Annotated in this window: 19 protein-coding genes and 2 pseudogenes; 4 read left to right on the top strand and 17 right to left on the bottom strand. The window is 37.0% G+C overall.

What is annotated here, in order from left to right; translation table 11 throughout:
• Window positions 1-22: 22 nt before the first annotated feature.
• Window positions 23-781 (bottom strand): SDR family NAD(P)-dependent oxidoreductase, encoded by a 759-nt coding sequence (locus tag ACSBRB_RS01635; RefSeq protein WP_435031317.1) that lies wholly within the window; start codon window positions 779-781, stop codon window positions 23-25.
• A 165-nt stretch (window positions 782-946) separates the two neighbouring features.
• On the opposite strand from ACSBRB_RS01635, the gene proC reads away from it, so the two are divergent.
• Window positions 947-1,777, top strand: a complete 831-nt coding sequence (gene proC / locus ACSBRB_RS01630) for a pyrroline-5-carboxylate reductase (protein WP_435031316.1) — start codon at window positions 947-949, stop codon at window positions 1,775-1,777.
• A 71-nt stretch (window positions 1,778-1,848) separates the two neighbouring features.
• Here the strand turns inward: proC and rnz are convergent, their stop codons facing one another.
• Window positions 1,849-2,769, bottom strand: coding sequence for a ribonuclease Z (gene rnz, locus ACSBRB_RS01625; protein WP_435031782.1), 921 nt, complete (start codon window positions 2,767-2,769; stop codon window positions 1,849-1,851).
• A gap of 145 nt (window positions 2,770-2,914) precedes the next feature.
• Here rnz and zwf point away from each other — a divergent pair, with 145 nt between their 5' ends.
• Together zwf and ACSBRB_RS01615 are read left to right on the top strand one after the other, a co-directional pair.
• Entirely contained in the window at window positions 2,915-4,399 is a 1,485-nt protein-coding gene (zwf, locus tag ACSBRB_RS01620; protein WP_435031315.1) for a glucose-6-phosphate dehydrogenase, read from the top strand.
• A gap of 256 nt (window positions 4,400-4,655) precedes the next feature.
• Window positions 4,656-5,519, top strand: coding sequence for an effector binding domain-containing protein (locus ACSBRB_RS01615; protein ID WP_435031314.1), 864 nt, complete (start codon window positions 4,656-4,658; stop codon window positions 5,517-5,519).
• Window positions 5,520-5,611: 92 nt separating this feature from the next.
• Here ACSBRB_RS01615 and ACSBRB_RS01610 read toward each other — a convergent pair whose 3' ends face one another.
• From ACSBRB_RS01610 to ACSBRB_RS01600, 3 genes are all read right to left on the bottom strand, one after another.
• Window positions 5,612-7,264 (bottom strand): glycoside hydrolase family 13 protein, encoded by a 1,653-nt coding sequence (locus ACSBRB_RS01610; protein ID WP_435031313.1) that lies wholly within the window; start codon window positions 7,262-7,264, stop codon window positions 5,612-5,614.
• A gap of 191 nt (window positions 7,265-7,455) precedes the next feature.
• Window positions 7,456-8,865 (bottom strand): NADP-dependent phosphogluconate dehydrogenase, encoded by a 1,410-nt coding sequence (gene gndA, locus ACSBRB_RS01605; protein ID WP_435031312.1) that lies wholly within the window; start codon window positions 8,863-8,865, stop codon window positions 7,456-7,458.
• A gap of 63 nt (window positions 8,866-8,928) precedes the next feature.
• On the bottom strand, window positions 8,929-10,065 hold the full coding sequence (locus ACSBRB_RS01600) for a M20/M25/M40 family metallo-hydrolase (RefSeq protein WP_435031311.1): 1,137 nt from the start codon (window positions 10,063-10,065) through the stop codon (window positions 8,929-8,931).
• Between the two features lie 184 nt (window positions 10,066-10,249).
• Between ACSBRB_RS01600 and prli42 the strand changes: the two genes are divergently transcribed.
• A complete protein-coding gene (gene prli42, locus ACSBRB_RS01595; RefSeq protein WP_150887477.1) occupies window positions 10,250-10,348 on the top strand; it encodes a stressosome-associated protein Prli42 in 99 nt (32 codons plus the stop codon).
• An 86-nt stretch (window positions 10,349-10,434) separates the two neighbouring features.
• Here prli42 and ACSBRB_RS01590 read toward each other — a convergent pair.
• From ACSBRB_RS01590 to xseA, 12 genes and pseudogenes are all read right to left on the bottom strand, one after another.
• A pseudogene (locus tag ACSBRB_RS01590) lies at window positions 10,435-10,911 on the bottom strand (aromatic acid exporter family protein); the annotation flags it as partial.
• A gap of 8 nt (window positions 10,912-10,919) precedes the next feature.
• Window positions 10,920-11,427: pseudogene (locus ACSBRB_RS01585) on the bottom strand (aromatic acid exporter family protein); the annotation flags it as partial.
• Between the two features lie 11 nt (window positions 11,428-11,438).
• A complete protein-coding gene (brxB, locus tag ACSBRB_RS01580; protein WP_059107319.1) occupies window positions 11,439-11,876 on the bottom strand; it encodes a bacilliredoxin BrxB in 438 nt (145 codons plus the stop codon).
• 199 nt (window positions 11,877-12,075) lie between these two features.
• Window positions 12,076-13,359 (bottom strand): dihydrolipoamide acetyltransferase family protein, encoded by a 1,284-nt coding sequence (locus ACSBRB_RS01575; RefSeq protein WP_435031310.1) that lies wholly within the window; start codon window positions 13,357-13,359, stop codon window positions 12,076-12,078.
• 11 nt (window positions 13,360-13,370) lie between these two features.
• A complete protein-coding gene (locus tag ACSBRB_RS01570; RefSeq protein WP_435031309.1) occupies window positions 13,371-14,354 on the bottom strand; it encodes an alpha-ketoacid dehydrogenase subunit beta in 984 nt (327 codons plus the stop codon).
• Window positions 14,354-15,346: a thiamine pyrophosphate-dependent dehydrogenase E1 component subunit alpha gene (locus ACSBRB_RS01565; RefSeq protein WP_435031308.1), complete on the bottom strand. Its 993-nt coding sequence runs from the start codon at window positions 15,344-15,346 to the stop codon at window positions 14,354-14,356. The genes ACSBRB_RS01570 and ACSBRB_RS01565 overlap by 1 nt, the downstream gene beginning before the upstream one ends.
• Window positions 15,347-15,358: 12 nt before the next feature.
• The gene (gene lpdA, locus ACSBRB_RS01560) at window positions 15,359-16,780 is read right to left on the bottom strand and encodes a dihydrolipoyl dehydrogenase (RefSeq protein ID WP_435031307.1); all 1,422 of its coding nucleotides are present in this window, start codon (window positions 16,778-16,780) and stop codon (window positions 15,359-15,361) included.
• 206 nt (window positions 16,781-16,986) lie between these two features.
• Window positions 16,987-18,660 carry a DNA repair protein RecN gene (recN, locus tag ACSBRB_RS01555; RefSeq protein ID WP_435031306.1) on the bottom strand — a complete coding sequence of 558 codons (1,674 nt, stop codon included), beginning with the start codon at window positions 18,658-18,660 and terminating at the stop codon, window positions 16,987-16,989.
• A 19-nt stretch (window positions 18,661-18,679) separates the two neighbouring features.
• Entirely contained in the window at window positions 18,680-19,132 is a 453-nt protein-coding gene (ahrC, locus tag ACSBRB_RS01550; protein ID WP_059107313.1) for a transcriptional regulator AhrC/ArgR, read from the bottom strand.
• 260 nt (window positions 19,133-19,392) lie between these two features.
• Window positions 19,393-20,274: a polyprenyl synthetase family protein gene (locus ACSBRB_RS01545; RefSeq protein WP_435031305.1), complete on the bottom strand. Its 882-nt coding sequence runs from the start codon at window positions 20,272-20,274 to the stop codon at window positions 19,393-19,395.
• A complete protein-coding gene (locus ACSBRB_RS01540; protein ID WP_435031304.1) occupies window positions 20,252-20,494 on the bottom strand; it encodes an exodeoxyribonuclease VII small subunit in 243 nt (80 codons plus the stop codon). Before ACSBRB_RS01540 ends, ACSBRB_RS01545 begins: the two co-directional genes overlap by 23 nt.
• A complete protein-coding gene (gene xseA / locus ACSBRB_RS01535; RefSeq protein ID WP_435031303.1) occupies window positions 20,484-21,824 on the bottom strand; it encodes an exodeoxyribonuclease VII large subunit in 1,341 nt (446 codons plus the stop codon). The genes ACSBRB_RS01540 and xseA overlap by 11 nt, the downstream gene beginning before the upstream one ends.

The raw sequence follows: 21,824 nt of genomic DNA, 5'->3' as shown, positions 1-21,824 counted from the left end.
TAACAAATTGGGTTTAACTTAATCATGATTTATTATTGAAGAGTTGTGGACATAATTTTTCAATCCATCTTGGTGCAAGTTGATAACCTTTCAATAGTAAATGCATCCATTTCGGTTTATTAATCTCTTCTTTCCCATTAATCATCCCTTTAATAATACTTTGAGCTAAAGCATCAGGATCTAACATGATAGGTTTCACGCTTTTCGCATAAGCAAGCGTCGGATCAGCTTTCTGATGAAATGGCGTCGCAATGGGTCCTGTATTTACGGTCAATACATGGTATGAAGGACGTTCTAATCTTAATGCGTTGAGTGTTTGAATGAATGCCGCCTTACTTGCCCCATAATGTGAAGCATGAGCTTGCGTGACATGCGCAGCCTGGCTACCAATCCCTACAATCGTTGGATGTTCAACGAGATGAGGTTCTAACACGTTTAATAATAGATTAAAATGAACGACATTGAGCATGTAGGTTTGTTTTACTTCTGAAAAGTCATGTTGTGACATGCTTTTGAAATAACCCATCCCTGCGCAATAAATCAAACCATTGTACGTATGATTTTTCAACTGTGATTCTAACTCCAAGATGGCTGTTTCGTTTTGTAGATCACACATAATGAGATTTAACTGATTATTTTCTATATAATGATCAAAAGCAGTTAAATATTCAGGATGTCTGACAAGTGCGGTGACGGTCACCCTTTTTTGTAATAATTGGGTTAACAACGCGCGTCCTAAGCCACTTGTTGCGCCTGTTAAAATAAAATGTTGTCCGATCATTCAACGCATCCCCCTATTTAATCTCAAATTGCTACATTCAATTTATATTTTTATCAAAGCTAACTGTCTCAATGCCATTTTCTTTTTTTATCCTTAGTTATAATCTGGAGTTCAACGGGATTTGTGTTAAGATAAAACCATATTCAAAATAGGATGTGAAGCGATATGAAAATTGTATTTTATGGTGCAGGTAATATGGCTCATGCTATTTTTACTGGAATTATCAATTCTAAAGTGACCGCACCCGAAGACATTTATTTGACCAATCGTTCTAATGAAGATAGATTAAAAAAATATGCTGAAGAACTGAACGTCAATTATAGCTACGATGATGACGCATTATTGAAAAATGCAGATTATGTGTTTATAGGTACGAAGCCTTATGATTTTGACGCGCTTGCAGACAGAATCGCCCCGCACATCAAAGATGATAACCGTTTCATCTCTATCATGGCAGGCTTACCGATTGATTATATTAAGGAAAAATTAAATACGACCAACCCTGTTGCACGTATCATGCCGAACACTAATGCTCAAGTTGGCCATTCAGTGACAGGCATCAGCTTCTCAAGTAATTTTGGACCGAAAGCGAAAGATGAAGTGAATGAGTTGATTCACGCATTCGGTTCCATCTTAGAAGTTTCAGAAGATCATTTACATCAAGTCACTGCAATTACAGGCAGTGGTCCTGCATTCTTATATCACGTATTTGAACAATATGTTTCTGCAGGTACAAAACTCGGACTAGATAAATCTGAAGTCGAAGAATCGATTCGTAACTTAATCATCGGTACGAGCAAGATGATCGAACGTTCTGATTTAAGTATGGAACAATTACGTAAAAATATCACTTCTAAAGGTGGTACTACACAAGCTGGTTTAGATGTCTTATCCACGTATGACATCGAGCACATTTTTGAAGAAAGTTTAAAAGCAGCCGTCAATCGCAGTATCGAGTTATCTGCACAAGATAACGAGGATGACGATGAGGACTAATCCTTATAAGGGCAACACCTTGTAGTCAGTGTGAATCTCACACGACCACAGGGCGTTGCCCTCTTTCTTAGTTAAAATTGGTAACTATCAAAGTCATTTACAATTTGATACGACGGTGTTTCGTCTTGTGCATCAAATGTTTCACACAGTGCTTCGATATCTTCTAATGTATAGCGATTACTAATATGTGTGATTAAACTGTGTTTCACGCTTGCTTCTCTCGCAAGTTTAAACACATCATTAATATGACTGTGGTGATAATTATTTGCAAGTGTTTTATCGCCTTCTAAAAAGGTACTTTCATGCACCATCACATCTACATCTTGCGCGATGGCATACTCATTTTTACAAGGCATCGTATCACCAAAAATTGCTACCCGCTGACCTTGTCTCGTTTCACCTTTAAAATCATGCGAATTATAAATGAGTCCATTATATTCAAAGGTATCATTATCTTTGACTTCCTGATATTTAGGGCCTGGTTCTAGTCCGATTTGTTTTAACGCTTGAACGTCTATTTTACCAGGTGTGTTGGGTGCCTCAATGCGATAGCCGAATGATACGATACCGTGATTGAGCAATGCTGCAGTGACAGTAAAGCCGTCCGCATGATAAGATAGTTCGTTTTCTATTTCTATATATGTAATTGGATAATTTAAATGAGACTCTGATAAATGCAATGTTGTTTCTACAAACTGTTGTATACCTTTAGGACCAACAATGGTTAAAGGTTTATGTTCTCCACCTTGAAAAGATCTACTCGTCAATAATCCTGGTAAGCCAAAAATATGATCTCCGTGTAGATGTGTGATAAATATATGGTCAACCTTACCTAATTTAATAGAATGATTTAATATTTGGTGTTGCGTCGCCTCTCCTACATCAAATAACCAGATAGCATTTGAGTACGGCTCTAAGTTTAACGCAATCGCCTGTGTATTTCGTTCTTTAGTCGGTAACCCTGCACTTGTGCCGAAGAATGTGATTTGCAACAAAGGCACCTCCCTTTCATTAGTCATTTTAGCATACTCTCGATTAAATCATATAGTGGGATTGACTTTAAGCAAAAAGGTATGAATGCAGGTTAGAATTGTTCTATAATGTATACAGATTTCTAAAAGAATTGAGGTTATTAGCTTGAGTACTAGAAACAAGAATATTCCCTGTTTAATAACGATATTCGGGGCGACAGGTGATTTAAGTCACCGAAAATTATTCCCATCATTATTTCATCTTTACCAACAACAAAATTTAAGCGAACATTTTGCGATTATTGGTATAGGTAGAAGAGATTTAAAAAATGATGATTTCCGTATTCAAGTGAAATCATCAATTCAAGCACATGTACAAGACACGACACATCTGGATGAATTTATGGATCATGTTTTTTATCACAAACATGATGTAAATGACGAAGCAAGTTATCAATCACTCTTAGCAGCGAGCCAACAGTTAGATGAAAAATTCGAGTTAGAAGGTAACAGATTATTCTATTTAGCAATGGCACCGAAATTTTTCGGCATTATTTCAGATTATCTGAAATCTTCTGGTTTAACAGATGTAGAAGGATTTAAACGTCTTGTCATTGAAAAACCTTTCGGCAACGACCTCGCATCTGCAGAAGAATTAAATAATCAAATTCGTCGTTCATTTGAAGAAAAAGAAATATATCGTATCGATCACTATTTAGGCAAAGATATGGTACAAAACATCGAAGTACTACGCTTTGCTAATGCAATGTTTGAACCTTTATGGAACAATAAATTCATTTCAAATATTCAAGTCACTTCTTCTGAAAAATTAGGTGTGGAAGATCGCGGCGGCTACTATGAAACAAGTGGTGCACTTAAAGATATGGTACAAAATCACATGCTTCAAATGGTCGCACTGTTAGCGATGGAACCACCCATTAGTCTTAAAAGTGAAGACATTCGTTCAGAAAAAGTCAAAGTGCTCAAATCTTTACGAAAACTTGAACCAAGTGAAGTGAATCAAAACTTTGTCCGTGGTCAGTATGATCAAGGTAAAATAGATGACCAAGATGTCATCGCTTATCGGGAAGAAGACCGTGTTGACGCACAGTCTAACACACCAACCTTCGTCTCAGGTAAATTAACCATTGATAACTTTAGATGGGCTGGCGTTCCTTTTTATATCAGAACAGGTAAACGCATGAAAGATAAATCTATTCAAGTTGTCGTAGAATTTAAAGAAGTGCCATTAAACCTTTATTACGAAACTGACAATAAATTAGAATCTAATTTACTAGTCATCAATATACAACCCAACGAAGGTGTTTCTCTACATCTGAATGCGAAGAAAAATGTGCAAAGTATCGATACTAAACCCGTTCAATTATCTTATGCTATGAGTGCTCAAGATAAAATGAACACGGTTGATGCTTATGAAAACTTATTATTCGATATTTTAAACGGTGATCCAACTAACTTTACACATTGGGAAGAATTAAAATCTACATGGAAATTCGTTGATACAATTCAAAATGAATGGGATAAAACAGAACCTGACTTTCCTAACTATGAAGCAGGTACTAACGGCCCACTAGATAGTGACTTACTATTAAGTCGCGATGGTTTCCATTGGTGGGACGATATTCATTAATCATCTCTTCACATATGAATAAGACAGATTTGCAACAAAACAGTGACTTACTTCACGTTTTGTTGCTTTTTTGAAATGAATTTAAGACTGTTTTAGATTAAGATTAAACGGATTCGGACGGTTTTTTTAGATGACCGTTCGTTTTCATCATTTCGTTCATGTAAATATTATCTGATATGAGATGTCAAAGTATGAAAAATAAGGTAGAATATAACGTAATAGTATTACGATTGGAAAATGTTTAGGAGTGAAAGTATTGGACGTTATCAAGCAAATACAACAGGCAATTGTTTATATAGAGGACCATTTATTAGAGCCGTTTCATTTGCAAGACCTCAGTGATTACGTTGGTCTTTCACCTTACCACTTAGATCAATCCTTTAAAATGATAGTAGGTCAATCACCGAGTGATTACGCTCTAGCGCGCAAAATGACGCTTGCTGCACAGGATGTGATCGCCGGCTCAGGTCGTTTAGTCGACATTGCTAAGAAGTACCACTACCCTGATGCACATAGTTTCGCACAGGCGTTTAGCGAGGTACACAAAGTTTCACCACTACAGGCCAATTTAAAGCGTGATATGTTAAATATTCAACCCAGATTGTATATTAAATTAAACACTACTGAACGCGAACCTTATCCTTATCAACTAGAAAATAGTGAGGATACCGCGCTCGTCGGTTATGCTCGATTTGTGCCGACTTCGGAATTGGAAAACCCGTTCAAAGTACCGGATTTTTTAGAAGATTTATTGCTTGATGGTAAGATTAAAGAGCTTCGTAAATATAATGATGTGAGTCCACATGAATTGTTTGTGATTAATTGTCCACTTGATGAAGGCATGGAAATCTTCGTAGGTGTTGCAAGTGAACGCTACCCTGCACACTTAGAAAGTCGGTTCCTTCCATCTCGACAATATGCAAAATTCAATCTACAAGGTGAACTCGACTATGTCGTAAATGAAGCGTGGTACTATATCGAAACAAGCTTGCAACTCACATTACCTTATGAAAATAATAGTCTTTACGTTGAAATATATCCGTTTGATATTTCATTTGATAATCCATTTACGAAAGTTCAATTATGGGTACCAGTCGATAAAGAAGCACTCTCAGATTAAGATGCTGGAATTGTTTATTATGCATAAATAAATTATAAGAACCTCTTACAGCCTTCCTAAGAAATGGAAGTGTAAGAGGTTTTTGTGTTTTTTTAAGATAAAACGACGACAAAAGCTTCATACGGTTGGATGGCTTGTAAATCAATTTCATGCTGCGGATAGTTATGCAGTGGAACCGTTTGATTTGTAAGTTCTATGTCTGTCTTTAATGCCGTTTCTGTATCAGTTAAATTACCCACAACAAGTATTTTTTCGTTATCTAATGAACGTGTATACGCAAAAATATGTTCATTATCAGGGTCAACAAGTTCGAGATGGCCATACGTATAAATGTCTGCAGATTTTCTAAGTTGAATTAAATCCATATAAAAATGAAGTATAGATTGAGCATCGTTTAACTGTTGCGCCACGTTAATTTCAGTGTAGTTTGGATTGACCGGGAACCAAGGTTCGACTGTAGAAAATCCGGCGTAATCTGTTGTATCCCACTGCATCGGTGTGCGTGCATTATCACGATTTTCCATCTTATGTTTATCGAGTAAGGCTTCAACGTCTCCCCCTTGTTCTTTAACCATGTTGTATTCATTTACCACTGCAACATCGTTAAAGGTCTCTATACTTTCGAATGGGTAGTTCGTCATTCCTATCTCTTGGCCTTGATATATAAACGGTGTGCCTTGTTGTAAGAAATAGATGACTGCATGACTTGTCGCAGACTCATACCAATAACTGGTATCATCTCCCCATGTTGATACACGTCGAGGTTGATCGTGATTTTCAATAAATAATGCATTCCATCCTATACCATCTAAACGTTGTTGCCAGCGATTTAGCACATCTTTATAGGCTTTCACATTAAATTGACTTTCTCCTATATGCCATAAATCGAGGTGTTCAAATTGGAAGATCATATTAAATTTTCCTTTAGATTCGCCCACCCATGCTTCAGCGTCATCTGTACTCACACCATTCGCTTCACCCACCGTCATGATGTCATATTTACTAAGCGATTCATCTTTCATTTCTTGCAGCCAATCTTGAATACCAGGTTGATTCATATCAACATCAAATGCAGGTGCATATGCTTTTCCTTCAGGGACTGGTAAATCACCTGCTTCGAATGTTTTCTTAATATGCGTGATGGCATCCACACGAAAACCATCAATACCTTTATCAAACCACCAATTCATCATGTTAAAAATAGCTTCTCTAACTTCATCGTTATGCCAATTCAAATCAGGTTGTTTTTTACTAAATAAGTGGAAGTAATATTGTTCAGTTTGAGGGTCGAATTCCCAAGTCGAACCATTAAAAATACTTTCCCAGTTGTTCGGTTCGGAACCGTCCGCTTTCGGATCAGCCCAAATATACCAATCTCGTTTAGGATTGTCTTTACTAGAACACGATTCAATGAACCACGGATGTTCATCGGAGGTGTGGTTCACCACTAAGTCTAAGATGAGTTTCATGCCTCGTTCATGAATATCGCTTAGCAATGCATCAAAATCTTCCATTGTTCCAAACTCAGTCATAATTGACTGATAATCACTAATATCGTAACCGTTATCGTCGTTAGGTGATTGATACATCGGACTTAACCAGATGACATCAATACCGAGTGTTTTTAAATAATCTAATTTTTCAATGACACCTGGCAAGTCTCCGATACCATCATCGTTACTATCATTAAAACTTCTTGGATAAACTTGATAAGCGACCGCTTCTTTCCACCATTTTCTTTGCATCGTTTTCTCTCCCTATGTTGTATACATTTTTAAACATGAATTGATGACTCGCATCCATGAATAAATCGCTTTCATAACTTATATTAAGCTTAGACAAACGATTCAAACAAGTCAACTCATAGAAAAAGGATGAAACGCAATTGGTTTCATCCTTATCATCGTTTATTAAATTATAGATCACGAATTGAACGTTACGCTTCTGTCCATTGTGTATGGAAGACACCTTCACGGTCTTTTCTTTCATACGTATGTGCACCGAAGTAATCACGTTGTGCTTGAATTAAGTTGGCTGGTAAGTTTTCAGTGCGATAACTATCGTAATAATTGATACTTGCTGAAAAGCCTGGTGTAGGAATGCCGTTGGTAATAGCTGTACCTACGACTTCACGTAAAGCATCTTGATAATTTGTCACGATATCTTTGAAATATGGATCTAATAAGAGATTTTGTAATTTAGGGTCTTGGTCATAAGCGTCTTTAATTTTTTGTAAGAATTGTGCACGAATAATACAACCTTCACGCCAAATCATTGCAAGTTCGCCCAGTTTTAAATCCCAATCATTTTCTTCACTTGCTTTACGCATTTGTGTGAAACCTTGTGCATATGAGCAAATTTTACTCATGTATAACGCTTTACGGATTTTTTCTAAGAAGGCTTCTTTATCACCATCAAATTGAGCTTTAGGACCATTTAACGCTTTAGAAGCTGCGACACGTTCGTCTTTAAGTGAAGAGATGAAACGTGCAAATACAGATTCAGTAATAATAGTAAGTGGTACTCCTGCGTTTAACGCATTGATAGAAGTCCATTTACCTGTTCCTTTTTGACCCGCTGTATCTAAGATTTTTTCAACGAGTGGTTCTCCAGTTTCTTCGTCGATACGAGTGAAAATATCTCCTGTAATTTCGATGAGATAGCTTGAAAGTTCGCCTTCATTCCACGTTTTAAATGTTTGTGAAATCTCTTCATGAGACATACCAAGTAAATCTTTCATCATCACATAACTTTCAGCAATGAGCTGCATATCGGCATATTCAATACCATTGTGCACCATTTTTACGTAATGTCCTGCACCATATGGACCAATGTAAGTAACACAAGGTGCACCATCTTTGGCTTTAGCTGAAATAGACTCTAAAATATGACTGACTTTATCAAAGGCGTCTTTTTGACCACCTGGCATTAATGATGGACCAGTAAGCGCACCGACTTCACCGCCAGAAACACCCATACCAATAAAGTTGATATTACTTTTAGCTAAGGCATTATTTCTTCTCACTGTATCTTGATAATTTGTATTACCACCATCAATTAAAATGTCATCGTCATCTAATAATGGTAATAAACTATCGATTGTCGCATCCGTAGCTTCACCTGCTTTAACCATCAGTAAGATTTTGCGTGGTTTTTCTAGTGAGTTTACAAATTCTTCGAGTGAATATGTCGGATGGATATTTTTGCCTTCTGATTCACCCATCATGAGTTCTGTTTTTTCGGAAGAACGATTAAATACAGATACGCTGTAACCGCGTGATTCTATATTCCAAGCTAGGTTTTTACCCATAACGGCTAAACCTACTACACCGATTTCTTGTGCCATATGACTTATCTCTCCTATTCTTTTAGTTCTCGTACATTGTACCATAACGGGGCAATCACATCATTAAATCAGATTATGAGATTGACGAGATAATTTTACAATTTCTACCAGTTGTTGCGTTAATAAATGAAGTGATTTGATTGCGATGCGTTCAGAGGTTGTATGGATGTTTTCATAACCTACACCTAATATCACAGTAGGAATACCGAGTTCATTTAAAATATTTCCATCCGAACTGTCTTGATTCGTCGTTGTAGATGCGGATAAATTTAAAGCTGTCGCACTTGCTTTAGCGAGCGTAATGACTTTATTTGAAGATTGAATATTAAAACCAGGCAACTGTTGAATCACATTGACTTCCACTTTAGTTTGATTATTATGTGTAATTTGTTGAAATACTTTTTCAATATGTTCGAGTTGTTGTTCATATACTTTCTCGTCAAAGGAACGGAGTACGAGTGTTAGCATGACTTGATCTTGCAGTGTTTCTATCCCTGAATCTCCCTCAAAACGGCTGATTTGTAACACCGTTTGTTCATCCTTATAGGTTGAACGCAATTGACGTAACGCTTGTGTGAGCAGCGTGATTGCACTGATATGTGTTGAGCTCTTTTCTGCTTCTTCTCTTGAACCGTATAACATGATTTCGACTTCTGCTTGATAAGGTGAAGCAACGATGGTCGTTCCAATAGCTGCACTCGCATCTACCGTAAAGCCATACTGTGCATCTATCAGTGACACATCCAACGCTTTCGCTCCTTGTAATCCTGCTTCTTCCTGTGCAGTGATAATAAACTGAATATCACCATGTTCAATTTGTTCCTCTCTCAATATACGTACGAGTTCAATCATTGCGGTTAACCCTGCTTTGTCATCAGCACCTAAAATCGTCGTGCCGTCAGAATAAATATAACCGTCTTTATATATTTGTGGTTTAATTTCAGTGCCAGGTGTTACAGTATCCATATGAGCTGTAAAACAAATCGGCTCACAACCTTCATAACCCGTTGTTGCAGGTAGATTGCAAATTAAGTTATTTACATTGGCATCTGTTTGTTGACCTGCATCATCTTCTTGGACTGAGAGTTCGAGTGATTGAAATATGTGTTTCAATACACCGTGGATCGTTTTTTCATCCCCTGTTTCTGAATTGATTTGTACGAGTTCTAAAAATGTGCGTAATAATCTATCTTTATTCATCCCGCTCAACCCCTATCATTTGGAAACCAACGATTCGTTACAAACCAATGTGCTTAAATAATGTACAATTTAAAATGCTTTGATTATAATGTATACTAAAAAATGATGCTAGAATGTTCTCTATGCAGAACGTTGATATTGTTTAGAGAAACACCATACATATTCACTAATTGGAGGAATCAGGTTGAATAATAAAGTATTTCGTATTGTTATTATCGTCATGTTAGTCGCAATCGTACTTGCACTTATTCTCACAAGTGTCGTACCGTTAACAATGCAATAAAGTAAACGTTAAGCCACAATAGAGGAGTCACTCAAACGTCCCACATTTAGGGGGGTATGAGTTGATTCATCTATTGTGGCTTTTTTCTATGACGCTTTCACATCATGGTGCATTTTCAATGAACCGAATTGTGATTTAATATTTAAGTATTCCTCAAGCTCATTCAATAATTGGATAATGCTAGCACGTGTAAGTAATGCGTCATGTGTTTCTGGTAATGGTAATTCATCAAGTTCTAATCTTATTTCATAGAGTGAATGAAGACGTAAAATCGTATAATCATTACTATTAACATTGTTGCTCACTTCTTCAAACAACTCTGCAATTTGATCTAAGATTTCATCATTGGTTTGGATTTGTTGCAATAAATTTTGCATACGTTGCAGTAATTCTAATTGTGTTTCTCGCATATCGAAGTAATAATAGTACGCATTTTCATTCCGTACGAAATGATTTTTAACATCTCTAAATGCGAGAGATTTTGCTGAACTAACTGTGGATTCAATGCGTTTAAACAATGGATCTAAATTCAACTCTTTATTGTATTCTTGGCAGTAATGATGGAACGCTTTGAATACTTGTGTAATTTGGCGTTCAACTTGTTCTTTATATTCGTCTAAACTGCCATCCAAACTTGGCATAATGATATTCATTAAGAAGGCGATACCTAAGCCTACGATTAATAATAAGACTTCATTAATAAACAAGTCTAAATCAATCGTTTTGGCATTGAAAACATGTAATAAGATGACGCAACTGGTCACAACGCCTTCTTGAACATTAAACATAACGGCTAAAGGTATGAAGAGTAAGACAATTAAACCGAGGACGATCGCATGTTGTCCTAAAAGTTGAAAAATAATTGATCCTAAGATTAATATCATAATACATGATACAAATCTTGAAATGATAGCTTGTACAGAGTGCACTTTTGTATGTTTGATACATAAAACCACTAAAATAGCACTAGATGCAAAATTATCTAAACCTAATGCTTTAGCTACAATTACACCTAGTGCCATACCCACAGCAGTTTTAATCGTTCTAAATCCAATTCTGTAGGGATTTAAACGTAGCATCCAACCAACCTCTAAACTTCAGCACAATTGGCTTCAAATAAGTTTTGGAGCTGTGTAATAACATCCATTATATCGTGACCTTCGATTTGATGACGTTCAATCATCTCAACGATTTTTCCATCTTTCATTAATGCGAAGGATGGGCTTGAAGGCGCATAGCCTTCAAAATAGTCACGCGCTTGTTGTGTCGCTTCTTTATCTTGACCCGCAAATACAGTTACAAGACGATCAGGTAGTTTGTCATAGTGCAATGCATGTGTTGCTGCTGGCCGTGCAACGCCACCCGCACAACCACATACTGAATTGATCATGACAAGTGTTGTACCATCTTGAGATAACACTTGATCAACTTCTTCCGGAGAAGTTAATTGTTCGTAACCTGCTGATTCAATTTCAGAACGTGCTTTGTCTACCACGTCATTCATATATAAATCAAAGTTTAAATCCATGAGTGATCACCTTTATTCTTAATATTTTATTATATTCTACTCATTAATATCGTTTAACTCAACATTTATAATCAAAGCATAACACATTCGTGGCTATAGTTCAGTACTTTGACAAGGAATATATACATTAATCAAAGATCAATATGCTGTAGCTATATTGATCTTTGAGATCATTCCATGATACTTTTTATCTTCAATCTTAATAGATATTGGTATGTTCTACCGCATAGTTTTCTATTTTATCTTTCACAAACTGCATGAATCGACCTGCTTGAAGGCCATCAAGTATACGATGATCGATAGAGAGACATAAGTTTACCATATCTCTGATTGCGATCATATTATCGATTGCTACAGGTTTTTTCACGATCGATTCAACTTGTAAAATAGCAGCTTGTGGATGATTAATGATTCCCATCGAAGAAACGGAACCAAAGGTGCCTGTATTATTTACAGTAAACGTACCACCTTCCATATCTGCTGTTTCTAATTTATGTTGACGTGCTTTTGTTGCAAGTGTATTGATTTCTCTAGCAATCCCTTTAATTGATTTTTCGTCAGCATGTTTGATCACTGGGACATAGAGTTTATTTTCATCTGCGACCGCGATAGAAATATTGATATCGTCATGAACAACGATTTCAGAACCTTTCCAACTACTATTAAGTAATGGATAAGCTCTCAAGCCTTCTGCCACTGCTTTGATAAAGAACGCAAAATAAGTTAAGTTGTAACCTTCTTGTGCTTTAAATTGTGCTTTATAGTGATTACGTGTTTGAACTAGTGAAGTTGCATCTGCTTCAATCATCATCCACGCATGTGGGATTTCAGTGACACTTGTCACCATATTTTTCGCGATTTGTTTACGCACGCCGTCTATTGGAATGCTTTGTTGGGAGTCGGAAGTACTTTGTGGTGTTGTTGATTGTGCAGTTGATTGTTCTGTAGACGTTTGGACTGCTTTAGATGCTGCTGGTTGCTGATCTTGATTGATCGCTTGTTCTACGTCTTTTTTCGTCACGCGACCTTCGAAGCCTGTACCTTCAATTTGGGTTAAATCCAAATCGTGTTCACTCGCTAAACGCATGACAACAGGTGAATAGCGCCCATTATTTTTAGCGCCCTTGTTTACAGCAGGATTTTCAGCTGATGCTTGAATACTTTCAGTGCTTGTTTTCGCTTCAGTTGTCTCTTGTACATCAGTAGTCTGAGTTTCTGCAGTCTCTTGTTCTGACGTATTCTGAGCGTCTTCTTCGGTCTCCAAGTGACAAATAACTTCTCCCACTTCAATGGTTTCGCCTTCTTCTACAACAATTTTAGAAATGGTACCTGCATAGGTCGAAGGCACTTCTGCAGTCACTTTATCCGTAATGACTTCACAAATAGGATCATATTCATCGATTGTATCGCCTTCAGATACTAACCATTGTTCAATTGTACCTTCGTGAACACTTTCTCCTAATTTAGGCATTTTTATTTCCATAGTGAGCCTCCTTAATATCTTGCGAGTTCTCGCATTTTTTCTTTTATTTTTTCAGGATTCATCATGAATTCGTCTTCTAATTGTGGAGAGAAAGGCATGGCAGGTACATCTGGTGCAGCTAAACGCATAATGGGTGCATCTAGATCAAAGAGACAGTTTTCAGCAATGATTGCAGCGACTTCTGACATCACGCTACCTTCTAAATTATCTTCTGTGACCAATAAGATTTTCCCATTTTGTTTCGCACGGTCGATGATTGTTTCTTTATCAAGTGGATAGACTGTTCTGAGGTCGACCACTTCAACGTGAATCCCTTCATCTTCTAACATGTCCGCAGCCTGTATACAGAAATTCACACACAAGCCATAAGTAAATACAGTGATATCTGAACCTTGTCTTTTAACATCTGCTTTACCTAATGGAATCGTATAATAATCTTCAGGGACCTCTTCTTTAAGTAATCGGTAAGCTTGTTTATGCTCAAAATAAAGCACGGGATCATTTGATTCGACTGAAGCAAGAAGTAATCCTTTCGCATCATAAGGTGTTGACGGAATGACAATCGTTAAACCTGGTGTAGAAGCAAAGACACTTTCATTGCTTTGTGAGTGATAAAGGCCACCGTGAATGCCTCCACCAAATGGCGCACGCACAGTAATCGGACATTGCCAATCATTGTTAGAGCGATAACGCATTTTAGCCGCTTCACTCATAATTTGGTTTGTAGCAGGTAAGATATAATCCGAAAATTGGATTTCAGCAATCGGTCTTTTACCAATCATTGCAGCACCAATCGCAGTTCCCACAATATTTGATTCAGCTAAAGGCGTATCGATGACACGTTCAGTACCGTATTTCGCTTGTAATCCTGCAGTTGCACCAAAAACGCCACCTTTTTTACCAACATCTTCACCTAATACAAAAACATCGTCATCCTTATCCATGACCATGTCCATTGCTTGTTGTATTGCGTCTAAATAGGTTAGATTAGCCATTATTGAAAGCTCCCTTCTTCGTATACGTGTTTGTATGTTTCTTCGACAGATGGGTAAGGTGCTTGTTCTGCTTCTTTTGTTGCGGTTTTAATGATCTCTTTATTGTCATTTTCAACGGACTCAAACCAAGATTCATCTGCTATATTTTCATCTAGTAAATATTGTTTAAAACGCTGATTACAGTCTTCTACTTTGAGCGCGTCTCTTATTTCTTGGGAACGGTATTGGTCGTCATCATCAGATGAATGTGCGGTCATACGCGTACACATCGCTTCTAATAAGGTTGCCCCTTCACCATTGAGTGCGCGTGTTCTAGCATCTTTCATTGCTTTGTACATCGCTATTGGATCGTTACCATCTACGCGTTCCCCATGCATACCATAACCAAGCGCGCGATCAGATAATTTCTCAGCTGCATATTGTAAAGAATCTGGGACTGAAATCGCATATTTATTATTTTCAATGACACAGATAAACGGTAATTTATGTACGCCGGCAAAGTTCAAGCCTTCGTGGAAATCACCTTGGTTAGAGCTTCCTTCACCGACTGTCGTCATTGCAATATTTGATTTTTTGTCCATTTTGAGCGCGAGTGATGCGCCGACCGCATGTAAAATTTGTGTACCCACTGGAGAACCTTGGGATAAAATACCTAGTTTTTTATGACCAAAGTGAGAAGGCATTTGTTTTCCACCTGAATTAATATCTTCTTTTTTACCAAATGCTGACAACAAAATATCTTTTGCTGTCATACCTAAATATGTAACGAGCACAAGATCACGGTAATAAGGAGAAGAGATATCTCCCTCAGCCATTGCGTATCCCATGCCAATTTGAGCAGCTTCTTGTCCTTGGCAACTAATCACAAAAGAAATCTTACCTGCTCTGTTTAATAACCACATGCGTTCGTCTAATTTTCTACCAAAGTCCATCCACTTATACATTGTTTTTAAATCTTCTTCAGTCAGTCCGGCTGCTTTATAATCTTCCATATTTCATCCTCCTCAAACATGTATTGCTCTTTGTTCAACCTTTAATCCTAATTCCATCAGCATCTCGGATATGGATGGATGTGCATGGGTGGTGCGCCCTAACTCTAGAGTGGACCCATTCATGAATTGAAGTAATGCAACTTCATTAATCAGTTCTGTAACATGTGGACCAATCATGTTAAAACCGATCACTTCATCTTTTTGTTGATCTATAACAATTTCACAAAATCCATGTTGTGACGGACCTGCTTCTATCATTGCTTTACCAATTGCTTTAAAAGGAACTTTATATGTTGTAGTATCGATAGATTGTGCATCAGCAGTCGCTTTATCCATGCCGATTGATGCGACTTCTGGATATGTATAAATACATCTAGGCATACGTGTGTAATCCACAGCAATCGGTTGCGCTTGAAACATATGTTCCACTGCAGTCACTGCTTCATTCGTTCCTGCATGTGCAAGTTGTAGATGGCCAATACAGTCACCCGCTGCATAAATGTGTTGGTCTTTTGTTTGTTGATAACGATTTACTTCGATATGTCCCTGTGGTGTTAATTGTACATTCGTATTATTAAGGCCAATATCATTCGTGTTAGGTTTCCGACCCACTGCCATTAAACAAATATCGACTGAAATATTTTGAGTGCTTAATTTAAATGTAAGCGAAGATGCATCACGAGTCACACTTTCAGCAGTGAGCGTCTCATTTTCATAAAATGCTACACCTCTAGCTGTTAATTCTTTTTTCAATGTACGTGCCATACTTTGACTTTCAGTACTTAAAATGCGTTTGTTGCTTTCGATGACTGAAACTTCGACTCCTAAATCAGTAAGCATCGAAGCAAATTCTAAGCCAATCACGCCACCGCCAATGATCGCAATTGAATGCGGTAACGTGTCTAGATTTAATATATCAGCACTGGACAATACGTGTTGGTGGTCGATAGTTAAAAATGGCAACTCACTCGGTCTTGAACCTGTTGTGATTAAAACATACTGATTCGTTAACAATTCTGATTCACCATCTTCATATTCAACGGAAATCGTTCCACTTTGTGGTGAAAAGATCGATGTACCTAATATGCGGCCAGTACCGTTATAAACATCGATATGATGCTGTTTCATTAAACCTTGTACACCTTGATACATTTGATTAACGATTTCTGTCTTGCGAGATTGCATCTGGCTAAAATCAATATCTACACCGCTGACATGAACGCCAAACCCCTTGCTATTATTAACTGTGCGTAAAATTTCAGCGGATTTCAGTAGTGATTTAGTAGGGATACACCCTTGATGCAGACATGTGCCACCAAGCAGTGCACGTTCCACAATGGCTACTTTTTTACCTAGTTGTGATGCTCTGATTGCAGCGACGTATCCTGCTGTTCCACCACCTAAAATGACTAAGTCATACTGTTGTTCTGCCATGACATATACTCCTATCTTTCTATATATCAACCTCGATGATTGGATGAGGAAAGTCTCTCTAGATTCTTCTCATCATCAATAAATCAATTATACTTTTATTACCTCTACCTAAACAAATAAAAATAATTTCGTGTGAAGTTATATTTTATCGTTAACAACACAATAGGAACGTAGAAGACGCTCACTCCTATGTCGAAGATTTTAAATTATTTTTGGTTTTGCTCTATCATTTCTTTTGCATTTTGTCGTGTGAGATCAGTTACCGTCGCGCCTGAAATCATTCGTGCCACTTCGTCTATACGGTCATCACCAGTTAATTCTTGTACTTGTGTAGTGGTCCGATCTTCTGTTGTAGATTTACTAATCAACATGTGATGGTCACTCATCGTTGCAACTTGAGGCAAGTGTGAAATACATATCACTTGGATGTATGATGCTAAATCACGCATTTTCTCAGCCATTTTTTGGGCTGCTTTACCTGAAACACCTGAATCCACTTCGTCAAATAAGATCGCAGTTTGACCTCTTGATCTTACAAAAATAGTTTTCAACGCAAGCATGATACGAGATAATTCCCCACCTGAAGCAATTTTATTCAAGCTTTTTAAAGGTTCACCTTTATTAGGACTAATTAAGAATTCTACAGACTCAATACCTTCTCGAGTAGGTTCGTTTAATGCGGTAAAAGCTATTTCTAGATTCGCATCTTTCATTTGTAAGTTCTGTATTTCATCCACGATATGATCACGCAACGTATGTGCGACTTTGCGACGTGCTTTCGATAATGCTTGTCCCTTTTCTAATACTGCTTTGTGCAATCGATCGATATCCTGGCGTAATTCAGCTGTACTTTCTTCGTAATTTTCAATTTTATTGATTTCATTTTCTAATTTACTTTGATAGCTAATCAAGTCAGAGATATCTTTACCGTATTTTCGCTTGAGATTATTAAGTAGATTCATTCTAGACTCGAGTTCATTAAGGTATTGCTCGTCAAATTCTGTATTTGTAAGCTCATCGTATAATTGATGTTTCGCATCTTCTAATGTGTAATAGAATTGGTCGACTTGTTCCATCAAACCTTGATATTTTTCTGGAAGTATTTCATTGATGGTTTGTAATTCTTTACTCAATTCATATAATCTATCTGTTATTGCATGTTCATCTGTTAAAGTTAGATGTGCATTATTCAACGCTTGATTGAGATTTTCTGAATTCTGAATGCGTTTGATATCTGTTTCCAGTTGTTCAACTTCGCCTTCTTTTAACTGGGCTTCATTAATTTCTTCATATTGAAATTTCAATAAGTCTAAACGTTGTAACAGGGCTTGATCCGCATTTTCGAGTTCGGCAAGCTCTGTTTTCTTACTTTGATATTGCTCAAATGTCGTTTTATAGTCATCTAAAAGTGATTGATACTGCCCCTCAGCATAATTATCTAATAGTTGTAAATGATATTTTTGCTTTAATAACGTTTGAGTTTCATGTTGACCATGGATATCTAACAGTTCTTGCATCACTCGACGTAGATCTTGCAATGTCACAATTTGATTGTTAATACGACAAATGCTTTTACCTGAACTGAAGATTTCACGTTTTACGAGTAAGAAGTCTTCATCAATATCGATAGAAAGATCCTGAAGTATTTCAATCGCGTCTTTACTATCATCTATATCAAAGACGCCTTCAATGACAGCTTTTTTCTCCCCATGGCGGACATAATCTGAAGAAGCGCGTACGCCGATTAATTGACCAATCGCATCGATAATAATAGATTTACCCGCACCTGTTTCACCACTTAAAACAGTTAATCCATCACCAAAATGAATTTCTAATTCTGCTATAATCGCAAACTGTCTAATAGATAAAGTTTGTAACATCAGTATCACTTCCTAATGGCTATAATAAATTAAATATACGTGCTTTAATTTGCTCTCCAGATTCTTTATCTCGACAAATAATAAGGCATGTATCATCACCACAGATCGTACCTAAGACTTCTTCCCAATCGATTTGATCCAAGATTGCTCCAATAGATTGCGCATTTCCTGGCAATGTTTTTAAAACTAATAAATTATCAGTGCCGTCAATATTCACAAATGAGTCCATGAGATAACGACCTAATTTTTCTAAGGGATGATATTTTCTATCATTAGGTAAACTATACACATATTGACCTGTTGGTGTAGGCACTTTGATGAGTTGTAACTCTTTAATATCTCGTGAGACCGTCGCCTGAGTGACATTCAACTCATAATCATTTAAGCGCTTAACCAATTCATCTTGCGTTTCTATTTTTTCGTTGGAGATAATTTCTCTAATTTTAATGTGCCTTACTGATTTTTTTGCCATATTAACCCCTCCCAAAACAAGCGAATATTTATACAATGATTTTAGCATATCAATCACAATTCCACTACTAAAGCTGCTCGATATAATTACGAATCATGAGCAGCATCACAACGACAAAGAACGTTTAAATCTCTATAAATGCATAATTTTAAGATTTATATCTATACATCATTTAATTCATTAATTTAAAATAAATACATACATTGAATAGTTAACTAAATGAGGGTGAACGACACCCAACGCATCATCCACCCATCTTGTTAATGATTTCTATGATTAAATATTTCAATGATTGTTTCTAAATGAGATGTATCGTATTGTGAATTGATTTGATGCAGTGAGTCATAAGCTCGTTCCACTTCTTCATTAAGTTTGTCTTTGGCGCCCTGTTCACCTAATAAAGAAACATACGTACTTTTATTATTCTCTACGTCACTACCGACTTTTTTACCTAGTTTTGCTTCGTCACCAAATACATCTAACAAGTCATCTTTAATTTGGAACATCAATCCGAGATGTTGACCGTACTTTTCAAGTACTTGTGCTGTCTCTTTATCTGGCTGAGCAATATCGACTGCAGCCATAATCGCAAATTCAAGTAATGCCCCTGTTTTTGCACGATGAATTTGTTGCAACGTCTCTAAATCGATTTGTTTGTTCTCGCTTTCCATATCAAGGACTTGGCCGCCAACCATTCCAAGATGTCCACTCGCTTGGGATAAACGTTGTATCAATCGCACTTTAACATCACTCGTTAATTGATCATCAAAGCTAATCATTTCGAATGCTTTTGTAAGTAACGCATCACCTGCAAGAATCGCTTTCCAATCACCGTAAACTTTATGATTGGTTAATTTACCTCTACGATAATCGTCATTATCCATCGCAGGTAAATCATCATGTATTAGTGAATATGTATGAATCATCTCTAAAGCGACTGCTGTTCGCATGCCTTGTGCAATGTTAGAAGTCAACATATCTAACGTGACGAGAAGCAATAGCGGACGCATACGTTTACTACCCGCTTCTAGCGAATAGCGCATACTTTCTTCGAGATTTGTATTCAGTTGGGAAGAAGGTATAGCGATTGCTAATTCTTCTTCAATCTTACGGACAAACTCATTCATCTGCTGATTCATCATCAGAAACTTCCTCTTCATCTTCATCTTCATTCTTAATCATTTCGTTTACTTTTTTCTCAGCGTTTTTCAATGTATCTTCACAAGATGCAGACAATTTCATTCCGCGTTGATAAAGTTCCAAAGATTCCTCTAAGGAAACAGTTTCGTTATCAAGTTTTTGAACAATATTTTCTAATTCTGACATCATTTCTTCAAAACTTTGATTTTCTTTATTCGTCATCATTACACCTTACTTTCTTAACTTCTGCATCTACTTGACCATCTTTCATCGTTAACTGAATTTGATCTTGTGCTTTTAGGTCGTGAGTGCTCGTGATAACCTGGTCTGCCTTATTAACGATAGTATAACCGCGTAACATCGTTTGGGTTGGACTGAGTCGATCCAAATTTTCGATGTTATTTTTCAGACGCTGTCTATGCTGCGTCACATTTTGGGTTAATGTTTTGACTAGAAAATGCACAGATTGTTGGGTTTGTTGTTGTTTACGTTCTATTTCTGCACTTATTTTTTTCAAACTGAATTGTTGTTTGAGCAGTTTCAACTGTTGATGATTTTCGTTGATGATCATTTTGATTTTTAACTGAAGTTGTTTCTCTAGATCATCTCTACGTTGTATATGCTGATCATACAACAACGAAGGACTCTTGAATTTGTAATAGGAAGTCAGATGTTCGAGATGTTTACGATGTTGTTGAAGTTGCTGCTTAATATTACGCATTAACACTAACTGAACCTGCTTCAATTGCTGTCTTAACTCAGCTTGGTCAGGTGTCGCAATGACAGCGGCTTGTGTAGGTGTTGCCGCACGATAATCCGCAACAAAATCACTTAACGTAAAATCAGTCTCGTGTCCTACAGAGGAGATGACGGGTGTTTGACAGTTAAAAATAGCATGTACAACGGTTTCCTCGTTGAAATTCCACAAGTCTTCTATGGAACCCCCACCACGACCTAAGATGATTGTATCTGCGTCTAGTGTATCGGCATAAGCAAGTTTTTCAATAATATCATCTTTCGCTTGCTTTTCTTGGACAAGCGTACTTATTTTTTCAATTTCTACGAGAGGATAACGGCTACGAATGGTAGATTCAATATCTCTGATTGCTGCACCTGTTGATGCAGTGAGGACAGCGATTTTATTAGGATACTTAGGGATAGGTTTTTTATATCGTTGATCGAAATAACCCTCTTGGTTCAGTTTCTTTTTCAACGCTTCAAGACGTTGATACAAATTACCAACACCGTCTATATGCATCTTATTCACGTAAATTTGATAATTCCCGCGTCGCTCATAAACAGAAACACGTGCCTCAATTAGTACTTCGTCTCCCTCTTTGGGTTCAAAATCTAATTTAGCAGCGTTACCTTTAAACATCATCGCATTAATGACGCTCTGATTATCTTTCACGTTAAAATATAAATGACCACTAGAGTGTTTCTTGAAATTTGAAATCTCGCCTTTAAGTAAAACGGACTGAAGATGGGGATCTTGATCAAATTTATATTTGATATATTTAGTTAAAGCTGAAACATTTAAATAATCTGCCAT

The sequence above is a fragment of the Staphylococcus auricularis genome, from assembly GCF_051172115.1.
Taxonomy (GTDB): domain Bacteria; phylum Bacillota; class Bacilli; order Staphylococcales; family Staphylococcaceae; genus Staphylococcus; species Staphylococcus auricularis_A.
Note: the sequence above shows the minus strand (reverse complement) of the source record. Positions and strands in the feature narration are given on the sequence as shown.

Bases quoted from the DNA above. Each gene is read 5' to 3' on its own strand.
- proC (WP_435031316.1), top strand. From the start codon at position 947: ATGAAAATTGTATTTTATGGTGCAGGTAATATGGCTCATGCTATTTTT.
- ACSBRB_RS01635 (WP_435031317.1), bottom strand. From the start codon at position 781: ATGATCGGACAACATTTTATTTTAACAGGCGCAACAAGTGGCTTAGGA.
- brxB (WP_059107319.1), bottom strand. From the start codon at position 11,876: ATGGATTTAAACTTTGATTTATATATGAATGACGTGGTAGACAAAGCA.
- xseA (WP_435031303.1), bottom strand. From the start codon at position 21,824: ATGGCAGATTATTTAAATGTTTCAGCTTTAACTAAATATATCAAATAT.
- ahrC (WP_059107313.1), bottom strand. From the start codon at position 19,132: ATGGCAAAAAAATCAGTAAGGCACATTAAAATTAGAGAAATTATCTCC.
- gndA (WP_435031312.1), bottom strand. From the start codon at position 8,865: ATGGCACAAGAAATCGGTGTAGTAGGTTTAGCCGTTATGGGTAAAAAC.
- ACSBRB_RS01610 (WP_435031313.1), bottom strand. From the start codon at position 7,264: ATGCAAAGAAAATGGTGGAAAGAAGCGGTCGCTTATCAAGTTTATCCA.
- ACSBRB_RS01545 (WP_435031305.1), bottom strand. From the start codon at position 20,274: ATGATGAATCAGCAGATGAATGAGTTTGTCCGTAAGATTGAAGAAGAA.
- ACSBRB_RS01565 (WP_435031308.1), bottom strand. From the start codon at position 15,346: ATGGAAGATTATAAAGCAGCCGGACTGACTGAAGAAGATTTAAAAACA.
- ACSBRB_RS01540 (WP_435031304.1), bottom strand. From the start codon at position 20,494: ATGACGAATAAAGAAAATCAAAGTTTTGAAGAAATGATGTCAGAATTA.
- ACSBRB_RS01570 (WP_435031309.1), bottom strand. From the start codon at position 14,354: ATGGCTAATCTAACCTATTTAGACGCAATACAACAAGCAATGGACATG.
- ACSBRB_RS01575 (WP_435031310.1), bottom strand. From the start codon at position 13,359: ATGGAAATAAAAATGCCTAAATTAGGAGAAAGTGTTCACGAAGGTACA.
- lpdA (WP_435031307.1), bottom strand. From the start codon at position 16,780: ATGGCAGAACAACAGTATGACTTAGTCATTTTAGGTGGTGGAACAGCA.
- recN (WP_435031306.1), bottom strand. From the start codon at position 18,660: ATGTTACAAACTTTATCTATTAGACAGTTTGCGATTATAGCAGAATTA.
- ACSBRB_RS01600 (WP_435031311.1), bottom strand. From the start codon at position 10,065: ATGAATAAAGATAGATTATTACGCACATTTTTAGAACTCGTACAAATC.